Here is a 24,092-nt window from a genome sequence, read left to right as displayed (position 1 = left end):
TTTCCTTTACTCTCGACAAGTGGTTTGGCGATATTTATGTTATCGTTAACAATTGGTGTCAAGCAATGCTGGCCACCACCCCGAAAGGCACCGCAGATATGAAATCCATTGTCATCCACGCGCCCAAAGATTTGCGGATACACGAAAGCGAAATCACCCCACCCGCAGCGGGCGAAGTGCAGATTACCATGGCGGCTGGCGGCATTTGCGGGTCCGATTTGCATTACTATCACCACGGTGGGTTTGGCGCGATCAAGCTGCGCGAACCCATGGTTCTGGGGCACGAAGTCTCCGGTTACGTCACAGCATTGGGCGCAGGCGTCATAGGCTTGAGCATTGGTCAATTGGTGGCCGTGTCCCCGTCCCGTCCGTGCCAATCCTGCAAGTTCTGTTTGGAAGGCAGCCAAAACCAATGCCTGAACATGCGGTTTTACGGCTCCGCGATGCCGTTCCCACATATCCAAGGCGCATTCCAACAGGTGTTAAACGTCGATCCCGCACAATGCGCCGTGGCAGACGGTTTGACGCCCGCAGAGGCGGCAATGGCTGAACCGCTCGCCGTCTGTTTGCACGCCACGCGCCGCGCTGGCGGCATGGTCGGCAAATCTGTTCTGGTGACGGGCTGCGGCCCGATTGGTATCCTGTCGATCCTCTGTGCCAGACGGGCCGGCGCCGACCACATCGTCGCAACGGACCTGTCCGACTTCACACTGCAAATGGCGCAACAGGCTGGCGCTGATGAAGTCATCAATACGGGCACCACGCCTAATGGTCTGGATCGGTTCTGCGCGGACAAGGGCACATTCGATGTGCTTTACGAATGCTCTGGCGCGGCCCCTGCCCTGGCGGCGGGTATCCACGCGATGCGGCCTGGCGGGACCATTATACAGCTAGGTCTCGGTGGCGACATGACCCTGCCAATGATGGCGATCACGGCCAAAGAACTGATTTTAAAAGGGTCCTTCCGCTTTCATGAAGAATTCTACACGGGGGTAAGCCTGATGCAAAAAGGGCTGATCAACGTGAAACCACTGATCACCCACACCGTTTCACTAGATGACGCTGTGAAAGGCTTTGAAATTGCATCAGATCGCAGCCAAGCCATGAAGGCGCAAATCGCTTTTACCTAACCGGCGCTGTCCAAATCCAGCATGTCCCGCAAAGCATCTTTGGTTACAGACCAGATCTCAGTCACATCCCGCAAAGCATCAGTCACGTCTGCTAATTCTTCTGCAACAAGAAGACTTTCGACATGGTGCAACCGATCACGCAAGGCAGGTGCGCCAATAACCGACGCAGATCCCGCAAGACGGTGGATTTCTGATCGCAACGCGTCCCCCTGCAGGTGGTGATCCTCAGGCCCAAAACGGCCCGTCGCGTCATCAACTTCCGCGATGAAATCGCCAACCAATGCGTGATGCTTTTCGGTTCCAACGGCGTCTGCCAAATCACCGATCATTTCATGATCCAAAAGGTCATCACCCTGCGCCGGACTATCGGCGGTCACACCGTTCAACAGTTCGTTCAGGCGCGCAATACTCAGCGGTTTCACAAGAACATCGTTCATGCCTGCCGCAACAAACCGTTCAATGTCAGCTGGCATCGCATGGGCCGTCACCGCAAAAATAGGTGTATCGGCATTGGGCCCTGCGCCCGCGCGGATACGTTTGGTCGCTTCGACCCCGTCCATCACGGGCATGCTGACATCCATCAAAACAACATCGAACCGTCGGCGACTAGCGATTTCGACACCTTCGACGCCATTGTGCGCCTCGATGATGGTGTGGCCCATTTTCTTAAGCATCGCGTCGGCCACAATACGGTTGATCGCGTTATCTTCGACCAGAAGGATATTCATGCCGTCTGCGATCTCTGACTGCTCATCAGCGTTCTGCGTTTCACTTTTCGCCTTGGGTGCAGTCTGGCTGTCCATAGCCAGATTTGTCGGAAGCCGGACCCAAAATACAGTGCCTTCGCCCAACGTGCTTTCGACGCCAATTTCGCCATCAAGGTGTTCGACCAGTCGACGGACAATACCAAGCCCCAATCCCGTGCCCTGTTGCGCACGCGTGTAGGACGGATCAAGCGTCACAAAGTCATCAAAAATGCGGCGCTGATCTTCTTCGGAAATACCGACACCTTCGTCAGACACCCGCAATTCCCAGAAACTGCCATCCGCATCGCGTTCTATTTCAACATCAATCTTACCATGCTTGGTAAATTTGATCGCGTTGCCCACAAGGTTCGTCAGAATTTGGCGTAACTTCGTCGCATCGCCCATCACACGGTCAAACTGCGGATCTAGAACTTTCAATTCCAGCGTATTTTTCGATTTCTCAGCTGCGACCTGTAAACTTTCCAACAATTCGTGCGTGACAGCGACCGGGTCGTAGGGCCGTTGAATCTTTTCTTCAGCGCCGGCTTCAAGGCGCGACATATCCAGCACGTCATTGACGTGTTGCAGCAACATGTCAGACGACGTGCCCATCACATCAGCCATGCTCGACTGGGTTTTGTCCAAATCGGTAGACCGCAATAATTCAAGCGCCCCGACGATGCCATTGAGCGGCGTACGCATTTCGTGGCTCATCACCGCGACAAGATCGGCTTTCGCCCGTTCGCCAGCGACCGCTTCATCACGGGCGCGCACCAATTCTTCTTCTTTTGCGACCTGTTCGGAAATATCGCGCAAGTAAGACACGAAAATCTCGCCCTCCGGCCCTTCAGCCGACGAAATCGAAAATTCGACAGGGAAAATGCGCCCGCTTTTGTGCATCCCTTCCAACTGAATACGCCCTTTACCCACAACATGGGCTTCCTTGGACCGAATATAGCGCGCCATCCCAGCTTCATGGCCTTCACGATACTTCGGCGGCACAATCGAGTCGGACATTTTCGTCCCGACGATTTCGTCGCGTGTGTAGCCGAATACTTCTTCAGCGGCTTCATTAAATTCAATGACTTTGCCGTCCAGACCAACCACAACAATTGCATCCAGCGACGTCTGCACAATGACGCCCATCCGACGTTGGGTCATCAACTTTTCGACAGCATCGCGATCAGCGCGACGCATGGATCGCATCAGCGCAAAGACAACTAGGAAAAGTGCGGTCACGAGCAGGAAAACGAGAATGCCAAGGCGCGTCAACGCATTGGCAACGTTTTCGCGCTGCTCACCAGAGAGCTCTGCAAAATGTTCGATTCCCAAGATGGACGTCGCGCGCGCCAACGGTCGGACCGCTTCAATCCTTGTAACTAAATCTGGCAGCATAGCCGCCAACGCATCGTCAGGTCCGTCGATGATTGGGACGAGATCATTCACGAAAACGGACATGGCATCCAGATTGTCGACAGCATCCGGATTAGTGCGCAATCCCGCCAATGCGGGGCTTTCGCGCAGCGTATCGACCCGTGAATAATAGATATCGAACCGCTGACGGACATTGCGCAACTGTTCCTCTTGCGGCAGGTCCGTCCGTCGTGCTTCGGACAAAAGCGCAAATAGTTCAACTTCGGTCTGGGCCAACGACCATTGCGTGCTGTCAGCGTTTGCAGTGGCCAATGCGTTGATTTCGCGCCGTGCGTCGGAGCTGAGAACGTAAATCCCAACCATGCACGCCAGCACAACGCCGCAAATCAACGCAGCGCTAAACCACGCGCTTCGTCCTTGTGATTTTTTGCGATTCTCCAGCAGGCCCTGCTGCGGCTGAGCAAATGGCATTATTCGCTCGTCTCAATGCGATCCAACTGCCAAATGCTGCGCGAATACGTCACTTCCGACTGGTAATCAGGGTTATCGTCATACGGGTAAACCACCCAAAGCGGGCCTTTGTCGCGTACCGACATCGGTTCACCGTCCTTGAGGAACGCAATCACTGCGCCGCCTTCGACGGCATCGGACATCGGGATTTCGACCGTGTAGTCATTGATCGCGGAAGCTAGAAAAACGCCCTCCGTGACCTCAAGCGTTTCTGCCAGATTGCGCAGCGGGACACCGGTAAAGGATGACACCCCGTCAGTCCAGATCGTTGATGTGTCCACGGTCACGGTGCCCAAACGGTCAAGGCCGTCTTGGTCGTATTCAATAACGCTCTCGCCGTGTGTCACGGTCAAAAGCACTTCACCCTCAGCATGTGCGATGCTCGTCAACAAGGCGAAACTCAGAAACGTTTTGGCTAACAACTGATAAGCTTGGGTCATTGGCAGTTTTTACCTCTTATAAGGCCCAGATACGCGGGCGCGTCCCCGTCCTAGCACGAGTTGTCGCAACTTCATTATGTTCATACGCATAACAAACTATCCGAAAGGATAGATTCCAGCGTCCAAAGAATCGCACACTTATGCATCAGGCAATATTGGTACAAAGAACCTTAAAAGTTATCTACTTTAGCAGAAATTTGCCACAAATGCGTGGTATCTAGGTTGTAAAAGGTCCATCATACCAATTCGGTTAGGTCCCCAATCGTTTTTATTGTAGTCTGCCAAAAGAGGTAGATAGAAAGTATAGTATGCGTATTCTAGTTGCTGATGATCATGATCTTGTGCGTGAAACGATCGCTTCGTTTCTGTTGGTGTCTGACGGTATAAACGTCGTCGAAACTGCGGGCACGCTTGATGAAGCACTCTCCATAGTTGAAGACAGCGTCGCGTTTGATTTGGTCCTTTTGGATTACAATATGCCCGGCATGAATGGCCTCACAGGCCTCAAACGTATGAAAACCGCGACAAACGACGGTCGTGTCGCGCTGTTGTCCGGGACTGCGTCACCCCAAATTGCCCAAGACGCAATTACAGAAGGCGCAGTGGGGTTCGTCCCCAAAACGCTCGGTTCCAAATCAATGGTCAGCGCCGTTAAGTTCATGATTATGGACGAAGTTTACGCGCCCTTTGATTTCATGAAACAGGTGCAGGAAAAGGCCGTTGGTAACCTGTCTGAACGCGAAACGTCCGTTCTGATGGGCATTTGTGAAGGCAAATCCAACAAAGAAATTGCGCGGGACTTAGATCTGCAAGAAGTGACAATCAAGCTGCACGTGAAAACGCTCAGCCGCAAATTGGAAGCCCGCAACCGCACCCATGCAGCGATGATCGCTAAAGAACGCAATCTCGTTTAACAGCGGGCAACCTGCGCTAACTTGCAGTGTTCCGGATCACATCAAAACCACTGGCCTAATTGGCCAGTGAACGTGGTGCAGCGCCCCACAAACCTGCCCGCGCGCCTTCGGTCATTGCAATCACCACGTGATACATCAACCGCGTTAGTGCCTCCGGCCAGATCGTGTCGCCCGCTGTATCAATCTGATTGATGTAAACAGGGCGACCTTTGAACCACCGTTCAAACATCAAACACATCAGGGTACAGGCCTTATCACCTGCCGTTTTGTCCCCCGCCGCGTGCCGCAATGCGTAGGCTTTAATCGCTTCGGTCTGGGGCCACAAAAGGAACGTTTCTTCCAATACCGCCCCATCAGCCAACACCGCATCAAACGCCAGACCATCGCGCGCAAATCCATGCTGGTCGGCAAAGGCCAACAGTTTCATCGTAGTGTCATGCAAACTCGGATCGTTCGCCAAATCCACCTCTTCCAGCAACAACCAAGCCCATTCACATTGGTGCCCGACTTCACGGCGCAGCCCATCGTTGCCCGGTAGCGGGTCAAGATCAGGTGACACAAACTCGACAATACTGCCGTTGTCCTGATCCATGAAATGCCGCAATCCGATCCGCCGCACACCAGCAGCCCGATCCAACCACAGCGGCTTTCCCGTCATACGAAACCCCTGCAAACACGCCTCGTAAAGGTGCATATGCGGGTTCTGCGCGGGATTGAGTTCAGCCCCGATGTCGTCGTTCAATAACAAACCAGTCGCCGAATCCGTCAACGTGGTCTGCAAAGCAGCCCAGCAGTCCTCGATCAACGCGTCGTAGCTAGGATCAGGGGCCAGTTTATTCAGCGTCACCAACGCCAAAATCACAAAGGTCTGGTCATAACTGCGCGCCGCTTCATCCAGTGCATCTCCCGTGGGCGTCCCATCCGCGCTCATCGCACAACGATATAGCCCCGGTGCCTTACCATAGCGATCCAAGAACGCCGCCTGCGAAACCGCCGCTGCAGTCAACGCAGGATCACCCGACTGCATCGCTGCATGGGCCACGGTAAACACAGTCCGCGCCTGCGCCAGCACCGACTTTGTCGCCGACGGTTCAGGCCGTCCCTGCGCGTCGAGCTTGTCAAAGACACCCGCATCGCCATCGCGGACTTTCGCTAACCAGTCACCAAAATAGTCGGTCCAAAACCACTTTGCCCAAATCTGCGCATCCTTGCGGCACGTATCCGTCGTCATATCAAAGCCTAGTTAATGGTGTCGGGCATCAATTGGCGCGGCAGCCAAAGCGCGATTTCAGGGAACAGGATGATCAGCAACAAAATCGCCAACATCGGCAGTAGGATAACCACCACCTCGCGCATCACCTGCACAACATTCATGCCGCCAATCGAGGCCGAGATCAACAAACACAGCCCATAAGGCGGGGTCACCAAACCAAAGGCCAGCGACACAATCCCGATGATCGCAAACGCAACCGGATGGATGTCTGCCGCGGTCGCGACGGGCAACAGCACTGTGCCCAAAATGATGATCGTAGGGATCGCATCAATGAACAAGCCAAAAAACAGGAACAAACCGGCGATCACCAAGGCCGTACCAAAGGTGCCAAACTGCCAAGCCGTCATCGTATCCACGACCAATTGCGGCACGTGATAAAACGCGAGCAACCAGCCAAATGCCGACGCCGACCCAATCGCGAACAGTGAAATCGACGCAAAACGGCCCGTGTCATAAAAGATGTGACCAAGGTCTTTGATGGTCACGGTCCGGTAGACAAACATGCCCAAAATCAACGAATAGCCCGCGGCGATAATCGCACTTTCCGTCGGGGTGACCACGCCGCCCACGATACCGCCAATCACAAGGATCGGGGTCAGCATCGCCAAGAACGCGCCCTTAAAGGCAGTCACAATATCGCTGAAACTTGGTTTCCCGATGATCGGGTAGTTGTAGACCTTTGCGTAGCCATAAACCGTCGCCATCAAGGCTAAACCGATCATGATGCCGGGCACAGCACCCGCCAAAAACAACGCCCCGACAGAGGTTTGCATCACGCCCCCCCAGACGATCATCAGGATCGAAGGCGGAATAATAACGCCCATCACGGACGAACAGGCGGTGATCGCGATGGCAAAGCGGCGGTCGTAGCCTTCTTTGATCATCGCAGGGATCAGGATTTTACCACAACCGGCAGCGTCCGCCGTGGAGGATCCAGAGATCCCCGCGAACAACATCGACACGGCGACGTTCACGTGGCCCAATCCGCCGGGCATCCAGCCGGTCAACACGCGGGCCAAATCGATCAACTTGTCTGTCACCTTCCCTGAATTCATCAGGTTTGCAGCCAAAAGGAAGAACGGCACAGCCAGCAGAATGAACGAATTGTAAGACTGGAACATCCGGTCAAGCACGATGAACGGGGTCAGACGCAGTTCCATCACCACAATCGGGACCGTGGAAATCGCCAGCGCAAACGCGACAGGCACGCGCAATGCGACCAAAAGGATGAAACCGCCAACCAGAATGGCGCAGGCAAGCCCTGTTGAAATAATCATGCCGCTGCCTTCTTCGTATTTTTGTAAGTCTGGACCGCTTCATACAGTCGGTAGCCCGTGAAAACGGTCCACAATACGCCCGCGATGGGCACAGAAATATAGGTGATCATCATATTCGCCCGCATCATCGTCGAATTCTGGATGTAGCCAAATTCAGCATATTCCACGCCGTACCACGCAAATATCAAAGCAAAGCCAAGGATCATCAGCAGGACAAACCCGTCCTGAAGCAACTTCAAAAATGGACGTTTCGCATCAGGGATCACACGCACATCAAAATGCGTCCCATCCCACACGGCAATCATGGCACCGATCATCACGGCCCAAACGAAGATGAACGTCGCCAGTTCTTCGGTCCATAAAAAGACAGGGATCACGCCGGTATAGCGAGCCAAAACCTGCATCCCGACAGGGATTGCAAGCGCTGCAATTAGAAGGCCAAGCAACACCCGCAGGCCATCGCAAAGGCGGTCCAAGAAACGTCCAATCATATTGGGGGTCCGTTCTAGAAAAAGAACCACCGGCGCCCCAAAAGACGCCGGCAGTAGGGAGATTTAGGAACGTTTATTGGTCGCGGATCGCAGCAAGCAGATCAGTCGCGCCCAGCTCTGCGGCATAGGCGTCCTGCACAGGGATCACCATTTCCAGCAGCGCATCACGGCCTTCGAATTCTGCAACAACAACCTGACCCGCGTCGATCATCTCTTGCATCTTTTCGCCATCTTGGCCGCTTTCCAACGCACGACCGAATGCACCCGCTTCTGCACCTGCTTCCAGAACAGCCGCCTTCAGATCGTCAGACAAAGCGCTGAATGTGCTTTCGGACATCACCAAAGGACGTACTGTGATCGCGTGCTTTGTCAGCGTGATATTCGGGGCCACTTCGTAGAACTTCAGGTTCTGAATCGACGCCGCTTCGTTTTCGAAACCGGCAATCACGCCCGTCTGGATCGCGTTGTAAACTTCGTTGTAGGCAATCGCAGAAGGTGCGGCCGTCAATGCGTTAAAGATTTGCGCCTGAATAGGGGCACCCATCACGCGCATCTTGTGACCAGCAAGCTCTTCAAGATTCGTGATTGGTTCAGCAGAGGCAAGGTTACGCACACCGCCACCCGCATAGCCGATCACGCGAATGTTCGCTTTTTCCAGCAGTTCAGCTTCAAGCGGGGCCATCACGCCGCTGGACAGCGCAGTGTTCCAGTGGTCCAGATCGCGGAACAGGAACGGCATGTCCATCAACGGAATAGACGGGGCAAATGTCGCCATGTTGGACGGGGCCATGATCGCGAAATCGATCGCAACGCCTTGCTGCAGGAACGTGACAAAATCGCTTTCGTCGCCAAGTTCACCGTTCAGGCTCAGATCAAATGTGACGTCTTCGGCTTTTTCACCAACCAGACGTTCGAATTCGCGCAATGTCTTTGTGTAGGCGTGTTCTTCGTCGAACATGCTGGCACCACGCAACGCAGTTTCAGCGGCAGCGGACGTGGCGGTCATGGCCGCAACAGAGACAGCACCGATCAAAAGGGCTTTCAAAGATTTAAAGTTAAACACAGGTTTCCTCCCAGAACTTCATCGCCCGCTAGTGGCAACGCGCCCCAGCAGTACAATCATGTGGTTCGCGCAGTTGTTCAGATTCGGTAAAATTTGTAAACACTTGTAAACGTACTGCCAAAAATTGCAGCATGTTTGGAAAGAATCCGCTATGAAACACAGCGCCCACCACATCGCGTCACGGCACAAGGAGACCTACGTCATACCCCATTCGATCCTGCCCCCCGTGTCAGAAGCACCACCTGCGACGAACGACAGGTCCCTTTCAGATCAAGCCTATGAAAGCGTGTTAGCGATGATTGTCGCGGGTGATTTCCCCGCCGGACAAAAGTTGCCAACAGAACACGCGCTCAGCGATCAGTTAAAAGTCTCGCGGCCGATTTTACGCCGTGCTTTGAAACAGTTACGCGAAGACGGCGTGATCGTTTCCCGCCAGGGATCGGGGTCATTTGTGCAGCGACGCCCCGAAGGTGTCATGCTGGATTTTGCGCCTGTGGGGTCCATCGCCGACATCCAACGGACGTTCGAATTTCGCGCCGCCATCGAAGGTGAAGCCGCCTATATCGCCGCCCAGCGCCGGACCGAAGATGATCTCGTGCGGCTCAAACAGGCGCTCGATCAGCTTGATCGCTGTGTGGTGTCAGGCAAGCTGGGCGTGGACGACGATGAACGGTTTCACGTCGCTGTTTGTGCCGCCTCCGATAACAAATATTTCCTCGCCGCGCGCAGTTCGATGCAATCCAACATCCTGACAGGCATGAATCTAACCCGCAGTTTGTCCCTCACCAAAACACAGGCGCGCCTCGAACTGGTGCAAGCGGAACATCACGCGATCTACGACGCACTTGTCGCGGGCGACGCGGACGCAGCACGGGACGCGATGCGCGACCATGTTAACAACGCGCGCCAACGGGTTTTTGAAGGGACCTAGCGCCGCGCTAGTAGTCCCACATCGTACCATCTTCCAGCCGCACAATCGGGTGACTACCCGCTTTGTAACTGTATTGCGCGGCCTCATCTTCGTTGAATTCAACCCCAAGACCAGGCGCGTCACTGACGTAGAACATCCCGTTTTCAAGGTAATGATCAGACGGGAAAAGGGCGTCACACTCCGGCGTGCCAAGCACCAAATATTCCTGAATGCCGAAATTCGGCGCCCAGACGTTCAGATGCGCCTGCGCCGCCATTGAAATCGGCGAATGGCTCGGTGCGCCGTGAAAACCCGTTCGCACATTGTGCAACCCAGCCAGATCAACGATCCGCTTTGCATGGGTAATGCCGCCTGCATAGGTCACGCTGACGCGGATGAAATCAATCAGGTTTTGCTCGATCAGGTTGTTACATTCCCAGATCGAATTGAAGACTTCGCCTATCGCGACAGGCACCGTAGAATGCTGGCGCAACATCTTCAGCGCGTCTTGATCCTCGGCAGGCGTCGGGTCTTCGAGCCAGAACAGATCGACAGGTTCAACCGCCTTCGCAAAAGCAGCCGCCTCACGCGGGGTCAGGCGGTGGTGGACGTCGTGCAGGATTTTCAAGTCTGGCCCGAACCGGTCGCGGATTTGCAGCAGCGCATCCGGCATGTAGCGCATGTAACGCCCCGTATCCCAGATTTCGACCTTGGGCTTAATGCCACTGAAATCGGTGATGTAATTCTCGACGTCGCCCTTGGTTTCGGACACCCCGTACCCCGCCGTCGGCATGCCCGGAATTCCGCATTGCACACGCACCGCCTTGTAACCCTGATCGACGTAGAACTGGATCGACGTCATCAGATCGTCCAGATCAGCGCCGGTTGCATGGGCATAGACCATCGCGGCTTTGCGGCTTTTCCCACCAAACAGCTGATAAAGCGGCATATTCGCGAGTTTGCCTTTGATGTCCCACAACGCCATATCAATCGCGCCAAAGGCCGCCATCGCAATCGGGCCTTTGCGGAAATAGGCACCGCGATAAAGGTACTGCCAGATGTCTTCGCTATTGCGTGGGTCCATTCCGATGATCGCGGGGATCAGGTAATCCGTCAGATACGCCGCAGGTAGTGTTTCGCGATTGTTCAGCGTCGCATCGCCCAGCCCGTAGACACCCTGATCGGTCATGATTTTAAGCGTGACATAGTTCTTGCCGGGGCCGCCGACAAAGACTTTTGCGTCCGTGATTTTCATGGTGGTCCCCTTATGCCAAGCCCGTCACATCGGTCCAACCGTCCGATTTGCGGATGATATCAATGATCTGCTGAAATTGCGCGCCTTGGACGAACGTCGGGTAAGGATCGACCTGTTCGCCCTTGATATCGCGCACCAATTCGCGGGCGAGGTAGTGCCAGCATTGTTCGGTTTCACCCGCCATATCCGGATTTGCATCGACAATATCCTGCGGTAGTGGCAGGTCCGTCCATGTGCCGTCGCTGCCGTAATGCGACAGTTGACCGGTGCCATAATGGCCCTTCAGATATATCGCGCCTTTGGTGCCGTAAAAGATGATGTGATCGTCTTGGAACCGCGGCACAAGCCCGCCGTGTTTGAACAGAACCGACACCGGTTTGGCGGCGAAAGGTCCCGCCAGTTTGGCAAGGACCGTATAGGACCATTCCACGTCGCTTTCGCCCCATTTCAGCGTCGGATCGTTCAGGTCCTTGGGAATATAATCGCGCCGCGTCATGAAGTTATGCACGCCGTCCACAATGGGCGCACGGCCCATATCATCGCGGACATCGCCCATGATTTGCAGGATTTGATCCCCGACAACTGACGTCACAATCGCAAGCGAATGGGTGAAGTTGTTATTCAGCCGCCCGCCCCCTGCGTCCTTGCTATGGGACCACCCAAAGGGAATGTTGCGATCAAGGTTGAAGTGCGAAATGCTCTCGACCTCTGTCGGCTCGCCAATCGCGCCTTCGGCCACGAGCCGTTTCGCGTGCAGCACGCTCGGCGTGTAGCGGAAACTGGCGGCATAGGCAGTTTTAACGCCTGCCTTCTCCGCCAGATCGCGCAGCTCCACCGCAGTCTCCCCGCTATGGGTCATCGGTTTATCGCAGAACACATGACAACCAGCCGCAATCGCCTGTTTGATCGGTTCCACATGCGCACCACCCGGTGTGGCGATTGATACGACATCCGGTTTACAGGTCTCCAACGCAGCCTGCCAATCGGTCCCCGCAAAAGGAATATCCATTTTCGCGGCGACATCTTTCACAACGCTTTCCGTACGGCCAACCATGCCGACAACCTCGGCCCCCGCCCCGCGAAATGCATCTGCGTGACCTTGTCCCGCGAACCCTGTGCCTGCGATCAGGACTTTCAAATTACGCCCCATATGTTGACCCGAGACATAGACAAAGTGATTGCAGTGAACGTTTAGACACACTGACCTCCCAATTCGGTGTTGATCGACCCAACGCTCCCCCGCGCTTGGGCCTACGGATTCTAGTATACCAGATCGGCAATCAATTTGTCACCAGACTTTCATTTCGCAGCAAAAGGTCATCTATCGCCCTTGACCTTCCAGTCACTGGAAGCCCTATATCCCTTTGTGATGATCACACGAAAGCAATCACAATGAACGACCCGCAAACACTGACCCTTGGCGTCACACAGCTTAGCTGTGCATCCTGCGTGGGGCGGGCCGAAACGGTTTTGCGTGCGGTCACAGGGGTCGTGGTGGCAGACGTCAACCTTGCAGCGGAAACCGCGAAACTGCAGGTCTCACCAGATTTCGCAGCCACTGATGCTGTTGCAGCGCTCGACACGGCTGGCTACCCCGCAGCCTTAAACACCACACGCTTCACGGTCGAAAACCTCAGCTGCGCATCCTGCGTCGGCCGCGTTGAACGCGCCGTCTCGGATGTGCCGGGCGTCGTGTCCGCCGCCGCAAACCTCGCAAACGATGAACTGACCGTGGTTTCTATCGACGCACATGTCACCCCTTCAATCACAACTGCCGCCGCAAAAGCCGGATACCCCGTCACACTAATCGCAGACGATCACCCCGCCCCCGATGACACCAAAGCCGCAGAGGCCGCGACCCTGAAGCAGATGACCGTCATCGCCGCGATGCTCACGCTGCCTGTCTTTATCCTCGAAATGGGCGGTCACATGATCCCCGCCTTCCACCATTGGGTCATGTCCACCATTGGAATGGGCACCAGTTGGACGGTGCAATTTGTGTTGACCACCATCGTGCTGGCGTGGCCCGGACGGCAGTTCTTCACCAAAGGCATCCCTGCCCTTGCCAAAGCTGCACCCGATATGAACAGCCTCGTCGCACTTGGGTCCGGGGCTGCGTGGACCTTTTCCACCGTCGCGCTTTTCGCGCCCGCTATTTTGCCGGACGGCACACAAACCGTGTATTTTGAGGCAGCAGCAGTCATCGTCACGCTCATCCTGCTCGGAAGATATCTAGAAGCACGCGCCAAAGGCCGCACTGGCGACGCCATTCGCAAACTGGTCAAACTCAGTCCGCAAACCGCCCTTGTTGAACGTGATGGCACCTTTACCCCCACAGATGTCGACAGCATCATCACCGGCGACGTCATCCAAACCCGCCCCGGCGAACGGATTGCAGTCGATGGCACAGTGACCGCTGGCACATCCTACGTGGACGAAAGCATGATCACGGGCGAACCTGTGCCGGTCGAAAAAACCACAGGGGCCGCACTCGTCGGCGGCACGATCAACGGCAACGGCGCGTTAACCTACACGGCGACAAAGGTGGGCGCAGACACCACTTTGGCACAGATCATCCGCATGGTGTCCGACGCACAAGGTGCCAAACTGCCGATCCAAGATCTGGTCAACCGCATCACCCTATGGTTCGTTCCCGCAGTCATGGCGATTGCCTGCCTGACGATCATTGCATGGCTGGTCTTTGGCCCATCGTTTAGCTTTGCATTGGTCGCAGGCGTCGCGGTCCTGATCATCGCCTGCCCTTGCGCAATGGGTTTGGCGACACCAACATCAATCATGGTCGGCACAGGACGGGCGGCAGAGTTGGGCGTTCTTTTCCGCCGTGGCACCGCGCTGCAAACGCTCAGCCAGGTGCAAACAGTCGCCTTTGATAAGACGGGCACATTGACCAAAGGCCGCCCCGAACTGACTGATTTTGAAACACTGAATGGCTTTAGGCATGACGACGTGCTGCGACTTGTGGCCTCTGTCGAAGCGCAATCCGAACATCCCATCGCCGCCGCCATTGTGCGTGCAGCAAAGGCGCACGGCCTGACCCTGACACCCCCTGACGATTTCACTGCGATCACAGGGTACGGTGCCAAAGCAACCGTCGCAGGCCACGAAATACTCGTCGGCGCGGACCGCCTAATGGCGCGCGAACAGATCGCAATTGACGTCCCGCACACAAAGTTCGGCGAACAAGGCAAATCACCGCTCTATGCGGCAATCGACGGCAAACTTGCCGCTATCATCGCGGTCGCTGATCCGATCAAGCCAAGCAGTAAAACGGCGATTGCAGCCCTGCATGACCTTGGCCTATCCGTCGCCATGATCACGGGCGATAACGCGGCCACCGCACAGGCCATCGCATCCCAGCTGAACATCGACACCGTCGTGCCAGAGGTCCTGCCCGATGGCAAAGTCGCCGCGATCCAATCGGTGCAGCAAAACGGCACACAGACCGCATTTGTAGGGGATGGCATCAACGACGCGCCCGCTTTGGCCGCATCGGACGTCGGCATCGCCATCGGCACAGGCACCGACATCGCGATTGAAGCCGCCGACGTCGTACTCATGTCGGGCGATCTGCGCGGCGTCGTCAACGCGCTGCACCTCAGCCAGAAAACCATGCGTAATATTAAGCAAAACCTGTTCTGGGCGTTCGGCTACAACGCGCTTTTGATCCCAGTCGCGGCAGGCGTTTTTTACCCGCTTTTCAATCTGTTATTGTCCCCCGCGCTCGCGGCGGGCGCGATGGCACTTTCCAGCGTTTTTGTTGTCACCAACGCGTTACGACTTCGCTGGGTCAACGCCCCCATGACAGAGGACGCACGCTCATGAACATCGGAGACGTCGCAAATCGCACCGATCTACCGCCCAAAACGATCCGCTATTACGAAGACATCGGGTTGATCAAACCGCAACGCGATGCCAACGGGTATCGCAGTTTTCAGGACGCCGATATTCACAAGCTGGCCTTCATCGGGCGGTCCCGCGCCTTGGGGTTCACGATTGACGACTGCCGCAATCTATTGGCGCTTTGGGACGACAAAGACAGGGCTAGCGGCGACGTGCGCGCCATAGCCAAACAACACCTTGCTCAGATCGAAAACAAGATTGCGGATTTGCAATCCATCCACGATACGCTGTCGACCTTAGTGACCAAATGCGCAGGCGATGATCGCCCCGATTGCCCGATCTTGGAAACGCTCGAAACCCTGCCGCGATAGCCCGCCACTCCGCTTAACATCTGTGCAAATTTTCGCCCACCTCGTCCATTCGGTCGAGAGGTGCCGCTTTGATATTGCCAATCCCCACGTTTTTCGCGATGCAGTCTCCACACATTCGCACAATGTCGCAAATCGCGGACAAAGTGACGCTTTCGGAGCCTGCATTTTTGACCCAATTCGTACCCGGCCACCACACCATCCCAGACCAAATCGCGAAAGCAATTGCAAAATACGCAGGCGCCACAGCATTTTCTGACGCCGATCTTTGCCTGACATATGGCGACATCGCAGCGCTGGCCCACGCCTTAAAGGCACATCTTCCCACCCACGGTCCCGTGGCTGTTTTTGGCAAGCCTTCGACGGCCTTTGGGGCCGCAACGACAGCCTGCATCGTGATGGGCCGCCCCTTTGTGCACCTTGATCCGGCGATGCCCACAGACGTTTTGGCCAATATCCTTGCCGAACTGGAAACCAAAACCGTTCTGCAATGCCAACCCGCCAAAGACGGGCAATTGCCAGCGGGCTGCGACTTGATCGATATCCCGCAAATCATCTCCGAACGCCCACCCGCACCTGACGACACAATCGAAGCGGGACACGTGAAATCGGACGACGCGATCTACATCGTCGCGACCTCCGGCACGACAGGCAAACCAAAGTGCATCCCCGTCACGCAAGAAGCCGCATTCTTGTCCTACGCATGGCGCGACGCCTACACGCCCTACGCGCCGGGCCAATCCATCGGGGCCTATATCTTTGCGATCTGGGAAATGTTCCGCCCTTTACGCGATGGCGCGCGCGTCTGCTTTCCAACTTTCGAACAGTTGCTGAATCCGCGCGAATTGGCTGCATTCCTGATCGAACACAACATTTCCGAGATGCTGTTCACGCCGTCCGCCTTGGACAAAACGTTGCAAGCATCGACCACAGAAATGATGCAAAACGTGCCGCTCAAACGGATCATCCTCAACGGCGAAGTTGTCACCGACGCCCTGATCGCAGCCGCGCAGGAAAAGCTGCCAAATGCCACGCTTTGGAACCTCTACAGCATCTGCGAAACCCATGACATCGCGATGACCAACGTCTCGGCAACCGACCGCAGCGCAGGCGCCGTTGGCGTCGCGATGCCGTATCTGCGCCCAGTCATCTTGGATGATAACGACGCCCCATGCCCCACAGGCACCCCCGGTTTGTTACACTTCGAAGGGCCGCGCATGTTGGGGCCTGGTTACGTCAACCGCCCGCAAGAAACGGTACTGCGTTTCCGCAACCTGACGCTTGATGGCCAAAAGACACGGCTCTACGACACTGGCGATCAAGGCTTCGTCGATGAAGACGGCGTGATCCACGTTTTGGGCCGCGTGGCGCATATGCTGAAACTGCGCGGGCACAGCATCCAGACCCAAGACCTGACGGCATCCTTGGCAAGCTTTATCGGATTTCAACAGGCGGTCCCATGGATCCAGGACGTCGCGGGCCAAGGCAACGCATTGGTGTTCTATTACGCAGCCAACGCGGCGCAAACGACTGATAACGCCACGAAATGGGGCCTCAGCGCAGGCGAAAACCGTATTCCCTCTGCGTTGGCGAAGGCGTTGCGCAAAGCCCTGCCCGCCTATTGTATCCCCAGCTATCTGGTCGCTCTGCCTGAAATCCCGATTAATACGGTGTCCGGAAAATGCGATTTCAAAGCATTGCCCAAGGTCGCGGGCGCACATGCGCAAACCACTGAAACAGACAAGCGCGCAACGGTCTCCGAAGCGGCCAAAGCGCTTGGATGCACGGCCGACATGATCGACCCGAGCCTGTCATTTCATGACCTTGGCGGGGATTCATTGATGGCCGTGACGCTCGTTCTCGCGCTTGAAACCGCTTATGGCCGTCGGGTCGATTTCGATTTTGCGTTGAATGTCCCGCTCGACCGTTTGCACAACATCTTGACTGAACCGATGATCCCGCCAAAGCCGGACAGCACATTCGACACCCCCGGCATATTGCTGACTGGTGCGACCGGGTTTCTGGGGCGACACGTGCTCACAGCAGCAGCCAAATCATTGCCGGACGACCACGTCATCTATTGCCTCGTCCGCCCCAAACGACGGGACGCGACGGACCGGATGCGCGACATCGCGACCGACAGCGGCGTGCCGATGAACCGGATCAGGATCATCACCGCAGCACTTGAAGACCCGCAATTTGGGCTGCCCGCAACCCAGTATCAATCGCTCTGCGATGCCACACAAAGCGTGGTGCATTGTGCCGCGATGGTGAACCTCGCCGTGGATCGCGACACGATGGAAGATTGGTCAAAAGACGGCATGGAAAACATCCTGCAGTTCTGCAAGGACGCGCAGGCCGATCTGCGGTTTTCGTCCACCTCTGCGGTGTTTCCCGACACAGGCGGGCGACACGCCGAAACAGCAACGAACGTCTACGAAAATTGTGGTGGCTACGGTGCTGCAAAAATCGCGGCCGAAGCGTTGATCGCGGCCTCCGGTATTCCGGCAACTATCGTGCGGCTTCCGTCACTTTACAGCGTCACGCAGCCAAACCCGAACGACATTTACGAGACGATCATGACCGCCTGCCGTACGGTCCATGCGGTGCCCGAAGGCCTGATGTTCCGCATGATTGATGTGCAGCACGCGGCGCAGTTCTTAGCAGAGGTCGGGCAGATCCACGGGCCCCAAACCTACAACCTGACACCCGACATTTGGGCCACTATTGACGACACTGATTATACAAAACTACCAGTGCAAACGTGGTTGGACAAAGCACCGCTCAGTGACGCACAGAAAGCGCTGATTGCCGCTGATCTATCCGTCTTGCACGCCGATGCGACCCTTTCCCACGAAAGGGCGCAGGCGGCATGGCAGGCCATATCTGACCTGCCGTTCGATCACATCAGCGACCCCACCGCATTGCTCAACGCACGGTTTGGCCGCGACGCGGTACCTACCAAAGCGATCCCGCGTTGACCTGAATATCTTCCATCGTGATGGCGCGACCAGCGTCGCTGACCAAGAACGCAACGAGATCAGCGATTTCGGACGGCTGGACCAACGCGCCTTGCGGATTGGACGCCTCGTATTTGGCCTGCACCTCTGCACGGGTGGCACCCGTATCTGCAATTTCCTGATCGACAAATTGCTTCAGCATCTCGGTTTCGACCCACGTCGGGCTGATGCTTGTGCAGGTCACGCCATGTGCCGCGCCTTCCAGGCTGACACATCGACCAAGCCCCAGAAGACCCGCTTTTGATGTACAATATGCGGCGTTATCAGGCATCCCGTTGTGGGCGGCCACGGACGCCAGATTGATGATCCGGCCAAATTTCTGCGCAACCATCCCCGGCATCACGGCGCGGATCATTTTGAACGTACCCGTCAGGTTTGTATCAATGGTGTCATCCCAAATCTGGTCGGAATGGCCAATGACAGGGGCTTCTTCATATACGCCGGCAGTATTCACCAAAATATCGACACGCCCGTGATCCGCTACGACCTTTTCAACAAAGGCTGCCACGCTCGCGCTGTCACGCACATCCAATCCAACGACCGCAATAGGTGCGCCGATCTGTTCATGTAGTTTAGCCACAGCTGCAGGATCATTACCGCGCCGCGCCCCGATGCAGACAGTTGTGCCCGCCGCATGCAGCCGCTTTGCAATTGCAAGTCCCATACCGGACAGGCCGCCCGTGATAATTGCCACTTTCGTCATTGCTGATCCATCCATGTACTGATTGGGGATAATTATTGGTTCGGTATGCGCAGAACGCTTTCAAAGTACAACCAATGGTTCACTGTCGCCCGATCCCGCGCTTGACTAAAAAATGTGCGTTTCGCCCAAAATCCTAGCGTCCCGTCGCGCACGCAAAATCGAAGGCCCGAAACACAGGTCCGCCTCTCGTGTTTGCCGCCCCTGTGGGACACATCTTGCGCCATGCAAATGGCCACCCGTATTCTTGTCGTCGAACCCGACCCCGAAAAAGCACGCGAAATTATCGACGCGCTTGTAGATGGTGGCTGGCCCGACGTGACCGTCATCGGTCAAACCACCGGACTGGCCGAAGCCGTCCGCACATCATCCCCCGACATCGTGCTGATCGATATCGCCAATCCTGACCGCGACACGCTGGAACATCTCAGCCTGATCTCCGACACCAAGGCCCGCGCCGTCGCCATGTTCGTCGATCAAACCGACGAAGGACTGACCCAAGCGGCCCTGAACGCTGGCGTCAGCGCCTATGTCGTGGACGGCCTGCAAAAGAACCGGATCAAACCCGTGCTGGAAACGGCCATCGCCCGTTTTCAGATCATGCGTAAAATGCAATCCGAACTGTCAGCCGCGAAACAAGCCTTGGAAGATCGCAAGACCATCGACCGCGCCAAGGGCATCCTGATGCGGCAACGCAAACTGGACGAAGATGCAGCCTACGCCCTGTTGCGCAAAACCGCGATGGACCAAAACCGCAAGGTGATCGACGTCGCGTCGGCGCTCGTGACAGCGGCGGATCTGCTATCATGAAGGGACACGTTCTTAATTGCGGCTACTTGCCACTTGTTGACTGCGCCCCGCTGCTCATTGCAAAGGAATTGGGCTTTGCCGCTGAAGAAGGGCTTGATCTGCGGCTGATCAAGCAACCCTCTTGGTCGGCGCTGCGCGATAACCTAATCCTTGGGCAGTTGGATGCGGCCCAAATGCTGGCACCGATGCCCATTGCACTGCGGCTTGGCATCGGCGGGGTCCGTGCCGACGTCGATGTGCTGTCGGTGCTTTCCGTCAACGGCACCGTCTTCGGGCTCAGCCAAGCTTTGATCTCGGCACTTGCCCCGGTTCCCTACGGCGACCCTGACGCGATCCTTGCCAAACTGGCACAGCACGGCAAAACGTTGCGGATCGGCGTGCCATTTCATGCATCCACGCATCGGCTACTACTGTCTTACCTGCTGGCACGTTGTCCTGACATTAAAACTGACGTCATCACTGTGCCGCCGCCGCGCATGGCCGCAGCTATTGCTGACGGACAAGTTGATGCGTTTTGGGTCGGCGAACCATGGGGCAGCGTTGCTGTCAAAAACAATGCAGCGGCTATCGTCCTGACAGGATCGCAAATCTGGTCCTTCGCGCCGGAAAAAGTGCTGGCAGCGCGGTCCAATTGGGTAACCGACAACCCCGAACCGACACGTGCATTAATGCGGGCGACCTACAAAGCAGGACAATGGCTCGGCCAACGCAGTAACGCGGCCTTGGCCGTCGATATTCTCGCACGCAGCGAACACCTCGACTTGACCGACGACCTGATTGATCCGGGCATCAGCGGTGAAGTGACGCTTGATCCGACCATTGGCCCCCGCCACATCGACAACTTCTTACTGTTCTTCCGGAATGCGTCGCAGTTCCCGTGGCGCAGTCAGGCCGCGTGGATCGCAACCCAGCTTGGGGCCGACGAAAACGAAATCGCGGAAGCGAAACGGTGCTTCCGCAGCGATCTGTACCGCGAAAACCTAGGCAGCCTTGGCGTTGATCTTCCCGGTGCATCCGAAAAAGTCGAAGGGGCGCTCGCCCACGAGACGGCAGTCGCATCAACCCGTGGAAACATGATTCTCGGGCCTGATGCCTTTTTCGATGGCAAAACTTTCGATTTTCACGGCTAAAACCGCACAGTTTTTAGGCAACCTCTGCACCGCAGCAGATTCTGACGCTGCATTGCAGAATCCACGTTGAAGTTCCGACACCCAGCCCGCAAATTATCTTCAAGGGGCATCGAAGCCCGTTACGCGCACAGACCAACGATGGTGGTGCAGCATTCAGAGCAAAGCCGCTCGTATGGACTACGGATCTCCTCCCCCGTGTCCCTACGTGCGGCTTTTTTCGTTTCCAAAGGTCTAACAGGGCCGCCAACAAGGACAGATAAATGAAGACTTCTTTTGCTTTCACACTTGCCACGGTGGCCAGTCTTATGGGGTCCACCGCGACGGCCCAATTGCTTGAACTGGAAAAGGACGAACTGACGTTCGGCTTTATTAAACTGACAGATATGGCCCCGCTTGCCATCGCTTATGAACTTGGCTTCTTCGAAGACGAAGGCCTGTTTGTGACGCTGGAAGCCCAAGCAAACTGGAAAGTATTGCTTGACGGTGTGATCGGCGGTCAGTTGGACGGCGCGCACATGTTGGCCGGTCAGCCATTGGCAGCGACAATCGGCTACGGGACTGAGGCCCACATCATCACACCATTTTCCATGGACCTGAACGGTAACGCGATCACCGTCTCCAACGAAATCTGGGAAGAAATGAAGCCGAACGTTCCGATGATGGACAACGGCCTGCCACAACACCCGATCAGCGCCGAAGCATTGGCACCTGTCGTCGAAGATTACAAAGACCAAGGTATCCCATTCAACATGGGCATGGTTTTCCCTGTCTCCACACACAACTACGAAATCCGCTACTGGTTGGCAGCTGGTGGTCTTGAGCCGGGCTATTATTCCCCTGAAGACATCTCTGGTCAGATCGGCGCAGACGTTCTGTTGTCTGTGACACCTCCACCGCAAATGCCTGCGACAATGGAAGCCGGTACGATCTACGGCTACGCAGTGGGCGAACCATGGAACCAGCAAGCTGTGTTCAAAGGCATTGGCGTTCCGGTCATCACTGACTACGACATGTGGAAGAACAACCCTGAAAAGGTCTTCGGCATCACAGACGAATTCGCCGAAGAAAACCCGAACACAACAATCGCGCTGACCAAAGCTTTGATACGCGCCGCGATGTGGTTGGACGAAAACGACAACGCCAACCGCGAAGAAGCCGTGGAAATCCTGTCACGCTCTGAATACGTCGGTGCAGACGCCGAAGTGATCGCAAACTCTATGACTGGGTTCTTCGAGTTTGAAAAAGGCGACGTGCGCCCTGCTCCGGACTTCAACGTGTTCTTCCGCTACAACGCGACATACCCGTTCAAATCCGATGCGATCTGGTACCTGACACAGATGCGCCGCTGGGGTCAGATTGCTGAACCGAAGTCCGACGAATGGTTCATCGAAACAGCTGAATCTGTCTACCGTTCCGACATCTACCTTGATGCGGCCCGCGCGCTGGTCGACGACGGCATGGCGAACGAAGCTGACTTCCCATGGGACAGCGACGGTTTCAAAGCACCGACACCTGCCGCTGACATCATCGACGGCATCGGCTTCGACGGTCGCACACCAAACGCCTACATCGACAGCCTGCCAATCGGCTTGAAGGGCGACCAGATCGTGGTCGGCTCCGAAATCCAAGGCTAATCGCCCCTAAATCTGCACCGCGCTGTCACGACGGCGCGGTGCACGCATTGTGCACGTGTTGTGCACGCATTGTGACATCACATTTTTCGCCCCAATGAGGCTCTGACATGACCGCCATCGATCCCGAAACACTTTCCTCCGAAGCCCGCCGCGCGCGGCTTTTCACCCGGATCAACACCGCAGATAAGTGGTTTCAGGTGCTGGGTCTGGCATGGGTCACACCGATCCTCAAAGCAGCAGCAGGCGACAATCCCAAAGCACAGCTTGGCGAAATCTGGCGTCTGTTGGGCGTGCCATTGCTGGCGATTTTCCTGTTCTTGGGCGCGTGGGCAGCCCTTGCGCCAAAGGTTCAAACATCACTCGGCGCGGTACCAGGACCCGCACAGGTTTGGGAACAAGTCGGTAACTTGCACGCAGACGCAGTACGCGAAGGCGAAAAAGAAGTCGCCTTCTACGAACGCCAAGAACAGCGCAACGCAGACCTCGTCGCAAACGGCCAAGCTGATCGCGTGAAAGAGCGGACTTATACTGGGAAACCAACATATTACGACCAAATCTGGACGTCGATCAAAACCGTCTTCTTTGGCTTCCTGATCGCATCCGCTTTCGCCATTCCGCTAGGCATCGCCGCTGGTTTGTCGGCCACTGCCAACGCCGCATTGAACCCGCTAATCCAAATCTTCAAACCCGTCTCACCGCTCGCATGGTTACCAATCGTGACCATGATCGTGTCCGCAGTTTATGCCAGCAACGACGGCATGTTCTCGAAATCCTTCCTGATCTCCGCGATCACCGTGACGCTCTGCTCGCTGTGGCCAACGTTGATCAACACGTCCCTAGGTGTGGCATCCATCGACAAAGACCTTGTCAGCGTGTCCCGCGTTCTGAAAATGAACACATGGACCAAGATCACAAAGCTGGTTCTGCCGTCCGCTTTGCCCCTTATTTTCACCGGTTTGCGCCTGTCCTTGGGTGTAGGCTGGATGGTTCTGATCGCCGCTGAAATGCTGGCCCAGAACCCCGGTTTGGGTAAATTCGTCTGGGACGAATTCCAGAACGGGTCTTCCCAATCTCTCGCCAAAATTATGGTTGCTGTGTTCACCATCGGGATCATCGGCTTCCTGCTCGACCGTGTGATGTTCGCCCTGCAATCCATGTTCACATTCTCGAATAACCGGTGATTGAT

Annotated in this window: 19 protein-coding genes; 10 read left to right on the top strand and 9 right to left on the bottom strand. The window is 56.0% G+C overall.

The features are described from left to right. Positions 1-98 precede the first annotated feature (98 nt). Entirely contained in the window at positions 99-1,130 is a 1,032-nt protein-coding gene (locus MWU61_RS00740) for an L-idonate 5-dehydrogenase (protein WP_247125948.1), read from the top strand. Here the strand turns inward: MWU61_RS00740 and MWU61_RS00735 are convergent. Together MWU61_RS00735 and MWU61_RS00730 are read right to left on the bottom strand one after the other, a co-directional pair. Next, positions 1,127-3,721 carry an ATP-binding protein gene (locus MWU61_RS00735; protein ID WP_247125946.1) on the bottom strand — a complete coding sequence of 865 codons (2,595 nt, stop codon included), beginning with the start codon at positions 3,719-3,721 and terminating at the stop codon, positions 1,127-1,129. The two genes, MWU61_RS00740 and MWU61_RS00735, sit on opposite strands and share 4 nt — an antisense overlap. Then, complete coding sequence (locus MWU61_RS00730; protein WP_247125944.1) at positions 3,721-4,200, bottom strand: molybdopterin-dependent oxidoreductase; 480 nt, start codon at positions 4,198-4,200, stop codon at positions 3,721-3,723. Before MWU61_RS00730 ends, MWU61_RS00735 begins: the two co-directional genes overlap by 1 nt. A 308-nt stretch (positions 4,201-4,508) precedes the next feature. Between MWU61_RS00730 and MWU61_RS00725 the strand changes: the two genes are divergently transcribed. Beyond that, a complete protein-coding gene (locus MWU61_RS00725; RefSeq protein ID WP_247125942.1) occupies positions 4,509-5,114 on the top strand; it encodes a response regulator transcription factor in 606 nt (201 codons plus the stop codon). 55 nt (positions 5,115-5,169) lie between these two features. Here the strand turns inward: MWU61_RS00725 and MWU61_RS00720 are convergent, their stop codons facing one another. From MWU61_RS00720 to MWU61_RS00705, 4 genes are all read right to left on the bottom strand, one after another. Next, complete coding sequence (locus MWU61_RS00720) at positions 5,170-6,345, bottom strand: AGE family epimerase/isomerase (RefSeq protein WP_247125940.1); 1,176 nt, start codon at positions 6,343-6,345, stop codon at positions 5,170-5,172. An 8-nt stretch (positions 6,346-6,353) separates the two neighbouring features. Beyond that, positions 6,354-7,664 carry a TRAP transporter large permease gene (locus MWU61_RS00715; RefSeq protein WP_247125939.1) on the bottom strand — a complete coding sequence of 437 codons (1,311 nt, stop codon included), beginning with the start codon at positions 7,662-7,664 and terminating at the stop codon, positions 6,354-6,356. Further along, positions 7,661-8,155, bottom strand: a complete 495-nt coding sequence (locus MWU61_RS00710; protein WP_247125937.1) for a TRAP transporter small permease — start codon at positions 8,153-8,155, stop codon at positions 7,661-7,663. The genes MWU61_RS00715 and MWU61_RS00710 overlap by 4 nt, the downstream gene beginning before the upstream one ends. A gap of 73 nt (positions 8,156-8,228) precedes the next feature. Continuing rightward, a complete protein-coding gene (locus tag MWU61_RS00705) occupies positions 8,229-9,218 on the bottom strand; it encodes a TRAP transporter substrate-binding protein (protein WP_247125936.1) in 990 nt (329 codons plus the stop codon). A gap of 151 nt (positions 9,219-9,369) precedes the next feature. Here MWU61_RS00705 and MWU61_RS00700 point away from each other — a divergent pair, with 151 nt between their 5' ends. Next, positions 9,370-10,149, top strand: a complete 780-nt coding sequence (locus tag MWU61_RS00700; protein WP_247125935.1) for a FadR/GntR family transcriptional regulator — start codon at positions 9,370-9,372, stop codon at positions 10,147-10,149. 7 nt (positions 10,150-10,156) lie between these two features. On the opposite strand, the gene manD is transcribed toward MWU61_RS00700, so the two are convergent. Together manD and MWU61_RS00690 are read right to left on the bottom strand one after the other, a co-directional pair. Continuing rightward, positions 10,157-11,383, bottom strand: coding sequence for a D-mannonate dehydratase ManD (manD, locus tag MWU61_RS00695; RefSeq protein WP_247125934.1), 1,227 nt, complete (start codon positions 11,381-11,383; stop codon positions 10,157-10,159). 10 nt (positions 11,384-11,393) lie between these two features. Further along, positions 11,394-12,533: a Gfo/Idh/MocA family oxidoreductase gene (locus MWU61_RS00690; protein WP_247125933.1), complete on the bottom strand. Its 1,140-nt coding sequence runs from the start codon at positions 12,531-12,533 to the stop codon at positions 11,394-11,396. Positions 12,534-12,775: 242 nt separating this feature from the next. Here MWU61_RS00690 and MWU61_RS00685 point away from each other — a divergent pair, with 242 nt between their 5' ends. From MWU61_RS00685 to MWU61_RS00675, 3 genes are all read left to right on the top strand, one after another. Beyond that, positions 12,776-15,226, top strand: a complete 2,451-nt coding sequence (locus MWU61_RS00685) for a heavy metal translocating P-type ATPase (protein ID WP_247125932.1) — start codon at positions 12,776-12,778, stop codon at positions 15,224-15,226. Continuing rightward, positions 15,223-15,615 carry a Cu(I)-responsive transcriptional regulator gene (gene cueR / locus MWU61_RS00680; RefSeq protein ID WP_247125931.1) on the top strand — a complete coding sequence of 131 codons (393 nt, stop codon included), beginning with the start codon at positions 15,223-15,225 and terminating at the stop codon, positions 15,613-15,615. Before MWU61_RS00685 ends, cueR begins: the two co-directional genes overlap by 4 nt. Before the next feature lie 68 nt (positions 15,616-15,683). Continuing rightward, positions 15,684-18,593 (top strand): AMP-binding protein, encoded by a 2,910-nt coding sequence (locus MWU61_RS00675; protein WP_247125930.1) that lies wholly within the window; start codon positions 15,684-15,686, stop codon positions 18,591-18,593. Here MWU61_RS00675 and MWU61_RS00670 read toward each other — a convergent pair. Continuing rightward, complete coding sequence (locus MWU61_RS00670) at positions 18,571-19,335, bottom strand: SDR family oxidoreductase (RefSeq protein WP_247125928.1); 765 nt, start codon at positions 19,333-19,335, stop codon at positions 18,571-18,573. The two genes, MWU61_RS00675 and MWU61_RS00670, sit on opposite strands and share 23 nt — an antisense overlap. A gap of 222 nt (positions 19,336-19,557) precedes the next feature. Between MWU61_RS00670 and MWU61_RS00665 the strand changes: the two genes are divergently transcribed. From MWU61_RS00665 to MWU61_RS00650, 4 genes are all read left to right on the top strand, one after another. Then, complete coding sequence (locus MWU61_RS00665) at positions 19,558-20,142, top strand: ANTAR domain-containing protein (RefSeq protein ID WP_247125926.1); 585 nt, start codon at positions 19,558-19,560, stop codon at positions 20,140-20,142. Continuing rightward, a complete protein-coding gene (locus MWU61_RS00660; RefSeq protein ID WP_247125924.1) occupies positions 20,139-21,272 on the top strand; it encodes a CmpA/NrtA family ABC transporter substrate-binding protein in 1,134 nt (377 codons plus the stop codon). Before MWU61_RS00665 ends, MWU61_RS00660 begins: the two co-directional genes overlap by 4 nt. A gap of 260 nt (positions 21,273-21,532) precedes the next feature. Continuing rightward, on the top strand, positions 21,533-22,906 hold the full coding sequence (locus tag MWU61_RS00655; RefSeq protein WP_247125922.1) for a CmpA/NrtA family ABC transporter substrate-binding protein: 1,374 nt from the start codon (positions 21,533-21,535) through the stop codon (positions 22,904-22,906). A 107-nt stretch (positions 22,907-23,013) separates the two neighbouring features. Beyond that, positions 23,014-24,087: an ABC transporter permease gene (locus MWU61_RS00650; RefSeq protein WP_247125920.1), complete on the top strand. Its 1,074-nt coding sequence runs from the start codon at positions 23,014-23,016 to the stop codon at positions 24,085-24,087. The last annotated feature ends 5 nt before the right edge of the window (positions 24,088-24,092 follow it).

It is taken from the genome of Loktanella sp. F6476L (assembly GCF_023015725.1).
In the GTDB taxonomy this organism is placed as follows: Bacteria; Pseudomonadota; Alphaproteobacteria; order Rhodobacterales; family Rhodobacteraceae; genus Yoonia.
This window is presented reverse-complemented; position numbering and strand designations above follow the sequence as displayed.